10 protein-coding genes are annotated in these 11,435 nt (G+C 59.8%); 3 read left to right on the forward strand and 7 right to left on the reverse strand.

All coding sequences use genetic code 11. The features are described 5' to 3' along the window. Positions 1-202 precede the first annotated feature (202 nt). The 3 genes from D8U69_RS02840 to D8U69_RS02850 form a co-directional block, all read right to left on the reverse strand. Positions 203-931, reverse strand: coding sequence for an aspartate/glutamate racemase family protein (locus tag D8U69_RS02840; protein WP_130906130.1), 729 nt, complete (start codon positions 929-931; stop codon positions 203-205). 56 nt (positions 932-987) lie between these two features. Next, complete coding sequence (locus D8U69_RS02845) at positions 988-2,529, reverse strand: NCS1 family nucleobase:cation symporter-1 (RefSeq protein WP_130906651.1); 1,542 nt, start codon at positions 2,527-2,529, stop codon at positions 988-990. 583 nt (positions 2,530-3,112) lie between these two features. Next, positions 3,113-3,853, reverse strand: coding sequence for a phosphoadenylyl-sulfate reductase (locus D8U69_RS02850; RefSeq protein WP_130906652.1), 741 nt, complete (start codon positions 3,851-3,853; stop codon positions 3,113-3,115). A gap of 172 nt (positions 3,854-4,025) precedes the next feature. Between D8U69_RS02850 and thrH the strand changes: the two genes are divergently transcribed. After that, positions 4,026-4,643: a bifunctional phosphoserine phosphatase/homoserine phosphotransferase ThrH gene (thrH, locus tag D8U69_RS02855; protein WP_056856947.1), complete on the forward strand. Its 618-nt coding sequence runs from the start codon at positions 4,026-4,028 to the stop codon at positions 4,641-4,643. A gap of 143 nt (positions 4,644-4,786) precedes the next feature. On the opposite strand, the gene pabB is transcribed toward thrH, so the two are convergent. The 4 genes from pabB to D8U69_RS02880 all read right to left on the reverse strand — a co-directional run bounded on the left by pabB (position 4,787) and on the right by D8U69_RS02880 (position 9,403). Beyond that, positions 4,787-6,124, reverse strand: a complete 1,338-nt coding sequence (gene pabB / locus D8U69_RS02860; protein WP_130906653.1) for an aminodeoxychorismate synthase component I — start codon at positions 6,122-6,124, stop codon at positions 4,787-4,789. Between the two features lie 215 nt (positions 6,125-6,339). Further along, positions 6,340-7,326 carry an alpha-L-glutamate ligase-like protein gene (locus tag D8U69_RS02870; protein ID WP_056856949.1) on the reverse strand — a complete coding sequence of 329 codons (987 nt, stop codon included), beginning with the start codon at positions 7,324-7,326 and terminating at the stop codon, positions 6,340-6,342. Further along, a complete protein-coding gene (locus D8U69_RS02875) occupies positions 7,326-8,861 on the reverse strand; it encodes an inactive transglutaminase family protein (protein ID WP_056856950.1) in 1,536 nt (511 codons plus the stop codon). The genes D8U69_RS02870 and D8U69_RS02875 overlap by 1 nt, the downstream gene beginning before the upstream one ends. 5 nt (positions 8,862-8,866) lie before the next feature. Beyond that, positions 8,867-9,403, reverse strand: a complete 537-nt coding sequence (locus tag D8U69_RS02880) for an ATP-dependent zinc protease (protein ID WP_130906136.1) — start codon at positions 9,401-9,403, stop codon at positions 8,867-8,869. 425 nt (positions 9,404-9,828) lie between these two features. Here D8U69_RS02880 and D8U69_RS02885 point away from each other — a divergent pair, with 425 nt between their 5' ends. Both D8U69_RS02885 and prpB read left to right on the forward strand, forming a co-directional pair. Beyond that, on the forward strand, positions 9,829-10,548 hold the full coding sequence (locus D8U69_RS02885) for a GntR family transcriptional regulator (RefSeq protein ID WP_056856952.1): 720 nt from the start codon (positions 9,829-9,831) through the stop codon (positions 10,546-10,548). Next, positions 10,545-11,435 carry a methylisocitrate lyase gene (gene prpB, locus D8U69_RS02890; protein ID WP_056856953.1) on the forward strand — a complete coding sequence of 297 codons (891 nt, stop codon included), beginning with the start codon at positions 10,545-10,547 and terminating at the stop codon, positions 11,433-11,435. The genes D8U69_RS02885 and prpB overlap by 4 nt, the downstream gene beginning before the upstream one ends.

Below are 11,435 nucleotides of genomic sequence, written 5' to 3' on the forward strand. Positions count from 1 at the left end.
CCTGGTACCGACAGGTCACGGAATGGCCGGGTGCGATGGCTTCGTTTTGGCGAGGATGCTGTCAGGGCAGTACGCAGGGGGGGGAATGTGGTTCAGTGCGGTTTCAGTCAGGCACAATACCGAGGTGCTGCCATCGCGGGCAAGCCATGCTCCCACAGATCCAGTGGGAGCCGGGCTTGTCGGCGATGAACGATAACGCGATCTAGCGCATGAACTTCTGCGCCCAGCCAATGATGTTCTTCGGTCGTGGCGTCGCATACGTGCGCACTTTTGACGTCGACAACCGCAAACGCACCAACGACTCGGCAATGGTCACCGCCGCCGTTACGCCATCCACCACCGGCACCCCGGTACGCTGGCGAATCTGCTCGTCGAGCCCGGCCATGCCGCCGCAGCCCAGGCAGATGACTTCCGCTTTGTCCTGAGTCACTGCCAACTCCGCTTGATGCACGATGGCCTCCAGTGCGCGTTGCGGCTCGTGCTCCAGTTCCAGCACCGCCAACCCGCTGGCCCGCACCGACGCGCAGCGATCCCAGAGACCCGAGAGTTTCAAGCGATCCTCGATCAGCGGCACCGTGCGATCGAGGGTGGTCACCACCGAGTACGCATGACCGAGAAACATCGCGGTACTCGCCGCGGCATCGGTGATGTCCACCACCGGGACGTTGAGCAGCTCCTGCAAGCCTTCGCGACCGTGTTCGCCGTATCCGGCCTGGATCACGGCATCGAATGGCTGATCGTAGGACATCACCCGGTCCATGACGGCGATGGCGGCCAGGTAGCTTTCGAAATTGCCTTCGATGGAGTCGGCACCGAAGAAGGGTGTCAAGCCAACGATTTCCGTGCCGGGCGCGGCCACCGCCTGGGCAGAGCGGGCGATGGCCTGGGTGATGGATTCGGTGGTGTTGACGTTGACCACGAGAATTCGCATGGGATCTCCTTATAGCGGGTGGTTTCGCGGCCCGACGCTGGAGGGCCGCGATGGAGTCAGTGGCTGGCGTTGTCGACCGCGATGGCTTCGCCGCTGATGTCGGCGTAGTGCGGTTGGCGTTTGGCGATGATCAGGTAAAGCAACCCTGCAATCGCAGCGCCGATCAGCCAGGAGAATGGCGACACCAAATGAAAGCCCGGTACCAGTGCCAGGACGATGGCGATCAACGCTGCGGGAATAAACGCCGCCACGGCGCGCAAATTGACCCCACGGCTGTAGTAATAAGCGCCGTTCGGGTCCTCGCTGTACAACTGCGGCACGTTGATCCGGCCTTTTCGTAGCAGCCAGTAGTCGACCATGATCACGCCGTACAGCGGACCCAGCAGGGCGCCGAGGCCAGAGAGGAAGTACACGATCACCAGCGGGCTGTTATAGAGGTTCCACGGCAGGATCAGCACGGCGATGGCCGCGCTGATGAGGCCGGCACGACGGAACGTCAGGTACTTCGGCGCCAGATTACTGAGCACGAACGCCGGGGCAACGAAGTTGGCCATGATATTCACCGCCACGGTGACGATCAGGAATGCCAGGCAGCCGAGGACCAGGAAGAACGTGTTGGGGATCGAGGCGATAATCTCTGTAGGACTTTCAATGATGTGGCCATTGATCTGAAATTGAGCGCCGCACAGCAGGACAGTAATGGCGGCGAACACCAGAATATTGACCGGCAGGCCCCAGAAATTTCCGACCTTGATGGTTTTGCGACACGGCGACGAACGGGCGAAGTCGCAGAAGTTCAGGATCAGCGTGCCGTAGATCGCCAGCCACAGCGCACCACCGGCAAAGATGTTGCGCCACATCTCGCCACCGCTCAGGGGTTCGCGAATTGACCAGGCGATGGTTGCGTCGGCCTGGAAATACATCCAGCCGGCGAGGGCGGCGACGGTCAGCAGAATCACCGGTCCGGCAAACGCCTCATAGCGCCGCACCATTTCCATGCCGTAGGCGAGGATCGCCAGCTGCACGAACCAGATCGCCACGAAGCAGATCCAGCCCAGGGTCGACAGCCCGAGGATCGAGTCGTGGTCATACTCGGCGAAGCCGGGGTGGATCGCCGTCAGCAAGACGCGAAAGACCACCGAGGCCAGGTACGTCTGAATGCCGAACCAGGCGATGGCGATGACCGCGCGGATCAACGCAGGAATTTGCGCCCCGTGTATGCCGAAGCTGATCCGGCTGATGACCGGAAACGGCACACCGGTTTTCTGGCCCATGTAGCCAGACAGGTTCATGAAGAAATACACCAGCGCTGCGCCGATCCCCAGGGACAGGAGAATCTGCCAAGCGCCAAGGCCTAACGCATAAAGACCGATAGCAAACGAATAGTTGGCGATGTTGTGCACGTCGTTGGTCCACAACGCGAAGATGCTGTACCGACCCCAGCGCCGGCCTTCGGCCTTGGTTGGCGCCAGGTCTTTGTTGTGCAGGCGAGGACTGAGCACCACAGAGGAATCAAGGAACTGATCGACAGCGGTTGGTGGGGTGTGGGAGGAGGGCAGATCCAGCGCAAGTTTGTTGTTTGAAAGACTTGTAGGCATTCCGGCAGGCTCCTGATGCTCGACGCCGCGATGACTGTGCATGAGCGCATGGCTCGACAAATCTTCGTCGCGGTGTAGCGAATATCATTGGTTACGGGGCATCTGCAGCCTGTACGGGATAGGGCGCTTCAGGCTTGCGGATCTAAAGTGTGTGTATGTTTTGAATGTATTGTATACAAAACATGCATGCACTTAAGCGAGATCCCTGCCAGCCTTACGTTCTATGAATTCCGTTGTTCATTTCGTTTTGTTATGGCTTTTCGCCAAGTCACTGAAAAATCGTCGATATAAATTGACCGTTTGAACAGGTATTTATTTCAGGAAGGGAATTTCTGCGCAGGGCTGACGCCGTCATGCACCAGCAGAAATGTAACTTTAGGGGGCGTTTAAACAAAAAGTGCACACATAAATGGCACCGATGGTGACATTCGTGTGTACACATTTGTTGAGAGGGTCATGCGTCCTGTAGGAGCGAGCCTGCTCGCGATGAACCCGAGAACGCATCGGGGTATCAGTCACCCAGCGTTATCGTTGACGACCATCGTCGGAACGCCGCCCGGAGCAGGCTCGCTCCTACAGTGGTTTATGTGTTGGATTTGCTGATGATGTTGCCGGCATGCAGCCCGCATTCTTTCTGGGTGGCTTCTTCCCACCACCAGCGGCCTTCGCGCTCGTGCTGGTTCGGCAGCACCGGACGAGTGCAGGGCTCGCAGCCGATACTGATGAAGCCGCGTTCATGCAGGCTGTTGTAGGGCAATTCCAGCATGCGGATGTAACCCCAGATTTCTTCGCTGGTCATTTGTGCCAGCGGGTTGAACTTGTACAAGGTGCGTTCCGGGGTGGAGAACGCGGTGTCGATCTCCATCACCGCAACAGCGCTGCGGGTACCGGGGCTCTGGTCGCGACGCTGGCCGGTGGCCCAGGCTTTCACGCCGGAGAGTTTACGACGCAGCGGCTCGATCTTGCGGATGCCACAGCATTCGCCATGACCGTCCTTGTAGAAACTGAACAGGCCTTTTTCCTTCACGAACGGTTCGAGCCTGGTGTAGTCCGGTGACACCAGTTCGATGTCGATCTTGTAGTGCTCGCGCACCTGATCGATGAAACGGTACGTCTCGGGATGCAGGCGGCCGGTGTCGAGGCTGAACACCTTGACGTTCTTGTTCAGCTTCCAGGCCATGTCCACCAGCACCACATCCTCGGCACCGCTGAAAGATATCCCCAAGTCATCGCCAAACTCGGCGAACGCGAGTTTCAGGATGTCCTGGGCGGATTTGTTGGCATAGGTCGTGGCGAGTTCCACGACGTCGAACGTTGGGCTCATCAGGGCGGCTTCCTACAGGTCGGTGGCGCTGGGCGCTCTATATTGGGCCGATGGTAACAAAAAGCGGCGTCGGTCGGGGCGTCCTCTGCGTTGCGCGGTGGGGGCGGAATCGCTAGAGTTCGGCAGTCTTTTAGCTCGCTCGACCAATAAACAATACAAATGGGAGTGTCTTGTGGAAATTGCCTGTCTGGATCTTGAAGGTGTGCTGGTTCCGGAAATCTGGATCGCCTTCGCCGAAAAAACCGGGATCGAATCCCTCAGGGCCACCACTCGGGACATTCCCGACTATGACGTGCTGATGAAACAGCGCCTGCGGATTCTCGACGAGCACGGCCTGAAGCTTTCGGATATTCAGGAAGTGATCGCCACCCTCAAGCCGCTGGACGGCGCCATCGAGTTCGTCGATTGGCTGCGCGAACGCTTTCAGGTGGTGATCCTGTCGGACACCTTCTACGAATTCTCCCAGCCGCTGATGCGTCAGTTGGGCTTTCCGACCTTGCTCTGCCATCGTCTGATCACCGATGACAGCGGGCGGGTGACGAGCTATCAGTTGCGTCAGAAAGATCCCAAGCGTCAGTCAGTCCTGGCGTTCAAGAGCCTTTACTACCGAGTGATTGCGGCGGGGGATTCCTACAACGACACCACGATGCTGGGCGAAGCGGATGCGGGGATTCTGTTCCACGCGCCGGATAACGTCATTGCAGAGTTCCCGCAGTTCCCGGCGGTGCATACGTTTGAGGAACTGAAGCAGGAGTTCATCAAGGCTTCCAACCGTACCTTGAGTTTGTAAACATCACCTGTGGCGAGGGAGCTTGCTCCCGCTCGGCTGCGCAGCAGTCGCAACCCGGTCATGCCTTCTATCTGACTGTAGGCGGTGTCTGGTTTGGGGGTGCTTCGCATCCCAGCGGGAGCAAGCTCCCTCGCCACAAAAGGCTATAGGTTCTGCAGGGTATCGAGCAGGACCTTCACCTTGGTGATCGATTCCTGATACTCGGCCTGCCACTCGGAGTCCGCGACGATTCCGCCACCGCCCCAGCAACACACCTGCCCATCCTTGACCAACAGGCTGCGAATGGCGATGGAACTGTCCATTTCACCGCGCACGTCCAGGTACAGCAAAGAACCGCAATACAGCCCGCGCCGGGTGGGCTCCAGCTCATCGATGATCTGCATCGCGCGGATTTTCGGCGCACCGGTAATCGAACCACCAGGGAAGCTGCCGGCGATCAGGTCCAGCGCATCGCGATCATCCGCCAATTCTCCGGTCACGCTGCTCACCAGGTGATGCACGTTCGGGTAGCTTTCCAGGCTGAACAGTTCCGGCACCGAGACCGAACCGGTGCGGCAGGTGCGGCCCAGGTCGTTGCGCAGCAAATCGACGATCATCAGGTTCTCTGCGCGGTCCTTGGGGCTGGCCAGCAGTTCGGCAGCGTTTGCCGCATCTTCGGCAGGCGTCAGGCCGCGCGGGCGTGTGCCTTTGATCGGGCGGGTTTCGACATGGCCCTTGCTGACTTTGACGAACCGCTCCGGGGACAGGCTGAGCACGGCGCCACCGTCGGGCAGGCTCTGGAACCCGGAAAACGGTGTCGGGCACGCCAGCCGCAATGCGTTATAGGCCGCCCATGGATCACCCGCGCAAGGCGCGCGAAAACGCTGGGCGAAGTTGACTTGATAGCAGTCGCCGGCCTGGATGTATTGCTCAATACGCTCGATGGCCTGGCGATACTGATCGGCACTCAGATCGGCATTCATCGGCGATTGCAATTTGAATGGCAGGACTGTTTCGCCGGCGGGGTGGCTGAACAGCTGGATCAGGCGCTGACGTTCGCTGTCGGCCAATGTCGGGTGGAACACCAGCTGGCTGGTCATCTGCTGGTGATCGCTGATCAGCGCCCAGTCGTATAAACCGAAACGCGCGTCCGGCAATTGCAGGTCGTCCTGCGCCTGGCTGGGGAGATTCTCCAGATGGCGGCCAAAGTCATAGCTGAGGTAGCCGATCAGGCCACCGGCGAACGGCAGCTCATGGGGAACTTGTGCTTCACCCAGTCGTGTCAGATTGTCGCGAAGGCGTTGCAGGAAATCGCCGCCATTCTCGTCAGGCAAGACCGTGAGTTGTTCCAGCGGCCAGGCGCTGAGCAAGTCGAAGCGGCCACGGTCGGCGCTGGGGCGGCCGCTGTCGAGCAGCACGGCGCCAGGGGCATGACGAATGGCCGCGAAGTACTCGGCGGGGTTGGCGCGATAGGGCAGCGGGTGTACGGAGCAGGTCAGCATGGGCGGGTTGGATCAGCCATCGAGGCGGGGTGGCGATTGTAGTCCCCTCGGGGATTTGCTCCTAGAGGGATGTCGGGGATTGGCAGGTTGAGTGCTTGTCGATCGTTCCCACGCTCTGCGTGGGAATGCAGCCCGGGACGCTCCGCGTCCCAAAGCGGACGCAGAGCGTCCATTGAGGCATTCCCACGCAGAGCGTGGGAACGATCAGATCAGGATCAGCCCTCGACCGGCGGAATATGCCCAAACATCTCCTGCACGTACGCCACCCGCTCTTCGACGGTTTCAGTCGCGCCGCGGGCCTTCAACTCTTCCAGTCGTGCCTCGACGGCATGAGTACGCAACGTCAGCCCGCAATCGTTGGCAATCTGAATGTTCAGGCCCGGCCGGGCATTGAGCTCCAGAATCAGCGGGCCTTTTTCCTGGTCCAGCACCATGTCGACACCGATGTAACCCAGCCCACACAATTCATAGCAACCGGCGGCGAGCTTCATGAAACCGTCCCAGTAGGGCAGTTGCACGCCATCCACCGCGTTGGTGGTGTCCGGGTGCTTGGCGATGATGTTGTTCAGCCAGGTGCCGCGCAGGGTCAAGCCGGTGGCGAGGTCGACGCCGACGCCGATGGCACCCTGGTGCAGGTTGGCCTTGCCGCCGGACTGACGGGTCGGCAGGCGCAGCATGGCCATCACCGGGTAACCCATCAGCACGATAATGCGGATATCCGGCACGCCTTCGTAGCTGATGCTCTTGAAAATCTGGTCCGGGATCACTCGGTATTCGATCAGCGCCCGGTCACGGTGGCCACCCAGCGAATACAGACCGGTGAGGATGCTGGAGATATGGTGCTCAAGCTCTTCGTGGGCAACGATCTTGCCCGACACCGTGCGATAGCGGCCCTCGAAACGGTCGGCTACCACGATGATGCCATCGCCGCCGGCACCCTGGGCCGGTTTGATCACGAAGTCGTTGCGCCCACCGATGATCTCGCCGAGCTTGTCGATTTCCTTCTCCGTGGAGATCACGCCATACAGTTCCGGCACATGGATGCCGGCGGCGATGGCGCGCTCCTTGGTGATGATCTTGTCATCGACGATCGGGTACAGGCTGCGCTTGTTGTATTTGAGCACGTAGTCGGCGTTACGCCGATTGATGCCCATGATGCCCCGGGCTTCCAGGGCCTTCCAGGTTTTCCAGAAGCCGAACATCAAGCGTCAGCCTTTTTCAGGAAAGCCTTGAAACGCACCAGTTCGGTCAGGCGATACCCGCGATAGCGACCCATCGCCAGCATGAAGCCCACCAGAATCAGCAGGACCGCCGGGAAGGTGAACACGAAGTACACCAGTTCCGGCACGCTCATGATCAGGTGCGCCAGGGAGGCGGCGAACAGGGTGCCGATCGCCACTTTCATGGCATGGCCACCGCCGCGCTCTTCCCAGGTGATCGATAGGCGTTCGATGGTCATGGTCAGAATCACCATCGGGAACAGTGCAACCGAAAGCCCGCGTTCCAGACCGAGTTTGTGGCTGAACAAACTGATGGCTGCGATCAACACCACGACAAAGGTCAGCACTACCGAAAGCCTTGGCAGCATTTGCAGCTTGAGGTGTTCGAGGTAGGAGCGCAGCGACAGCCCCAACGCCGTGATGATGGTAAACAGCACGATGCCGAAGCCGAGCTGGGTTTCGCGGAAGGCCAGGGCAATCAGCACCGGCGTGAACGTGCCCAGTGTCTGGATGCCGATCAGGTTGCGCAGGACCAGGATCACCAGCACGCCAATCGGGATCATCACCATGATCATGAACGTCTGCTGGGTTTGCAGCGGCAAGCCGTACAGCGAGTATTCGAGGAAGTTGGCGTCGGTGTTTTCATCCGTCAGCTTGGCCAGGCGAATGGCGTTCATTTCGCTGTTGTTCATGCTGAAAGTGACAGTGGCTTTCTTGCCGCCATCGACGGTGATCAGGTTTTCATCGCCGGTCCACCACAGCAGGCGGTCGGTCGGCAGACCCTGTTCGCCGGTCTCCGGGTTGAAATACAGCCAGTCGGTGCCGTTGAAGCTGCGCAACCAGAGTTCCGGTGTCTGTGGTTGGTCGGCCACCAGACGGACGGTGTGGACCTTTTCCACCGGGACGTGGGCGATGGACAACAGCAGTTCGACGATCTTCGCCTTGTGCGCCGGGGTCGGATCGCCAGCCAGGAGCATCTTGGCGTTGTCGTCGTTGCTGTTGTTGACCCGCTTGATGGCTTCGCTGATGAAGGTCTCGACGTCGGCCGAATGCTGGCGGATCGGCGCGAGCAAGGCTTCGGCAGCGATTTTTTCAGGGCCTTCGATGGCGATGCTGTCGCGGAAGGTCGGGCCTTTGATCTTGGCTTTTTCAGCGGTGTAGCGCTTGGTCAGCACCAAGCGGTAATACAGCGTCTGGTTGCCCTTGGCCCGGCGCGCCGACCAGGTCACCTTGCGGTTGCCGTCAACGCGGTTCACGGCCACGCCGTAGTTGTTGGAGATGAAGCTCTCGTTGAGGCTGACATAGTCACGGCTCAGCGGCGGCACGAACATCTGGATCTTGACCGGGTCTTTGGCACTGGCGACGAACTCGACCTTGGCGTCGATGTTCCACAAGTCGTCGGTGGCGTCCTCGGTGACGGGAATGCCGAGCACGAAGATCTGATAGGCCGTAACTGAAATGCCCAATACCACCAGGATGGCGATCAGCATTTTCAGATGAAGGGTAAGAGAGCGCATTGGAATTACTCTGCGGTATGAGCGTCGGTAGCGCAGGCGGGTTTGCCGGCAGCGTATTTAAGACTGGGGTCGACCAGCGCATCGAAGCGTTTGAGCGCTTCGGAGCCGATCAGGAGCGGGTATTGGAAGGCACTTCGGTCCGTTAGGTTCACTTCGATACTGCGTAAAGCCGAGCCCATGCAGATATCCAGCTCGATCACCGGACGGGCGGTGTACTTCTTGCCTTCTTCAGGGTCGTAGTCACCGGCTCGGCGCTTGATCTTGCTGACACGGGCCAGCGGTCGTTCGATCGGGTGTGAATGGGCGGCATCGATGGCCAGGTAGAAGCGCACCCAGGATTCGCCATTGCGCTTGAAGCGCTTGATATCGCGGGCACTCAGGGAGGCGGTCTTCGCCCCGGTGTCGAGTTTGGCGGCCACTTCCAGGTCGATACCGCCCAGGGAAGCGTACTCATTGAGGCCGTACACAGTCTTTTCCCCCGCCGCGGCAAAACCCGGCAGGCAAAGAATAAAAAGGAAGGTGGAAAAGGGCTTGAGTCTCATAAATCCTGGTGCGCAGCGGGCCGTACTTCGATTCAAGACCCTGGCATTGCTGCGCAAGCTCCTTCGTATGCCTATCAGTGTTTTATGACAGACCGTGCAGATGTGACAAACAAATGCGGGCGGCATTCTAGCACGGTGGTTTGTTGGCGCCAGCGCTGGCCGGTGGCTATAAACAGAGGGCGCCGCATTGTTGATCGTTCCGACGCTCTGCGTGGAAACGCATCCAGTGACGCTCCGCGTCAGGACTCGAGCCCGGCGTCGCTGGGGAACGCGGAGCGTTCCAGGCGGCATTCCTGCGCAGAGCGCAGGAACGATCATAAAACAAAGCGGTTATTAGACGATTGTCGACAATATCTATTTATCCTTTGACTAAGCCCTGCGTATTCGTTAGTTTTTGCGGCATTGGCTTTCAAGGTGTCGACAATATGTTGGATCAACTCGATCCCCCGGTTTCTACCCAAGATGATTCGGAGACGCTTTCCGAGAACGTCTTCCGCCGTATCCAGGCGGCCATCGTCAAGGGCGAAATCGCTCCGGGCAGCAAAATCTCCGAGCCGGAGCTGGCCCGTACCTATGGCATCAGCCGAGGCCCGCTGCGCGAGGCTATCCACCGCCTGGAAGGCCAGCGCCTGCTGGTGCGCGTGCCGCACGTCGGCGCACGGGTGGTGTCGCTCAACCATGCCGAGTTGATCGAACTCTACGAAATTCGCGAGTCCCTCGAAGGCATGGCCTGTCGTCTGGCGGCCGAGCGCATGAGCGTCGAAGAAATCGACGAGCTGCGTCGCGTCCTCGAAACCCACGAGCGCGATGAGGCATTCCAGGCCGGCCGCGGTTACTACCAGCAGGAAGGCGATTTCGACTTCCACTACCGGATCATCCAGGGCAGCGGCAACCGCACCTTGACGCAAATGCTTTGCGGCGAGCTGTATCAACTGGTGCGTATGTACCGCATCCAGTTTTCCACCACGCCCAATCGCCCGCACCAGGCCTTTGCCGAACACCACCGAATTCTCGATGCCATCGCCGACCGTGACGGTGAGCTGGCCGAGTTGTTGATGCGCCGCCACATCGGCGCCTCCAAACGCAACATCGCCCGTCATTACCAGGACGGCGTTAACCCGACAGCCAAACGAGGTGAGTCATGAGTTCCAACAAGAGCACTCCAGGCCAGCGTTTCCGCGATGCGGTCGCCAGCGAGCATCCATTGCAAGTGGTCGGCGCCATCAATGCCAACCACGCGTTGCTGGCCAAGCGCGCCGGTTTCAAGGCGATCTACCTCTCCGGTGGCGGGGTGGCTGCTGGCTCCCTCGGTGTTCCGGACCTGGGCATCACCGGCCTGGATGACGTGCTGACCGACGTGCGCCGCATCACGGATGTCTGCGACTTGCCGCTGCTGGTGGACGTGGACACCGGTTTCGGTTCCTCGGCCTTCAACGTTGCCCGTACCGTGAAGTCGATGATCAAGTTCGGCGCGGCGGCGATTCACATCGAAGACCAGGTCGGCGCCAAGCGTTGTGGTCACCGTCCGAATAAAGAGATCGTGAGCCAGCAGGAAATGGTTGACCGTATCAAAGCCGCCGTCGATGCCCGCACCGATGACAGCTTTGTGATCATGGCCCGAACCGACGCCCTGGCGGTGGAAGGCCTGGAGTCTGCCCTGGATCGCGCCGCCGCGTGCATCGAGGCCGGTGCCGACATGGTCTTCCCGGAAGCCATCACTGAACTTGAGATGTACAAGTTGTTCGCCAACCGCGTGAAAGCACCGATCCTGGCCAACATCACCGAATTCGGCGCGACACCGCTGTACACCACCGAACAACTGGCCGCTGCCGACGTTTCGCTGGTGCTGTACCCGCTGTCGGCTTTCCGTGCCATGAACAAGGCGGCAGAAAACGTCTACACCGCGATCCGCCGCGACGGCACGCAACAGAACGTCATCGACACCATGCAGACTCGCATGGAGCTTTACGATCGCATCGACTACCACACCTTCGAGCAGAAGCTCGATGCGTTGTTTGCGGCGAAGAAGTAA

This window comes from Pseudomonas sp. Sample_16, from assembly GCF_004307665.1.
Lineage (GTDB): Bacteria > Pseudomonadota > Gammaproteobacteria > Pseudomonadales > Pseudomonadaceae > Aquipseudomonas.

Bases quoted from the DNA above. Each gene is read 5' to 3' on its own strand.
- D8U69_RS02840 (WP_130906130.1), bottom strand. From the start codon at position 931: ATGCGAATTCTCGTGGTCAACGTCAACACCACCGAATCCATCACCCAG.
- D8U69_RS02845 (WP_130906651.1), bottom strand. From the start codon at position 2,529: ATGCCTACAAGTCTTTCAAACAACAAACTTGCGCTGGATCTGCCCTCC.
- D8U69_RS02850 (WP_130906652.1), bottom strand. From the start codon at position 3,853: ATGAGCCCAACGTTCGACGTCGTGGAACTCGCCACGACCTATGCCAAC.
- pabB (WP_130906653.1), bottom strand. From the start codon at position 6,124: ATGCTGACCTGCTCCGTACACCCGCTGCCCTATCGCGCCAACCCCGCC.
- D8U69_RS02870 (WP_056856949.1), bottom strand. From the start codon at position 7,326: ATGTTCGGCTTCTGGAAAACCTGGAAGGCCCTGGAAGCCCGGGGCATC.
- D8U69_RS02875 (WP_056856950.1), bottom strand. From the start codon at position 8,861: ATGCGCTCTCTTACCCTTCATCTGAAAATGCTGATCGCCATCCTGGTG.
- D8U69_RS02880 (WP_130906136.1), bottom strand. From the start codon at position 9,403: ATGAGACTCAAGCCCTTTTCCACCTTCCTTTTTATTCTTTGCCTGCCG.
- D8U69_RS02885 (WP_056856952.1), top strand. From the start codon at position 9,829: ATGTTGGATCAACTCGATCCCCCGGTTTCTACCCAAGATGATTCGGAG.
- prpB (WP_056856953.1), top strand. From the start codon at position 10,545: ATGAGTTCCAACAAGAGCACTCCAGGCCAGCGTTTCCGCGATGCGGTC.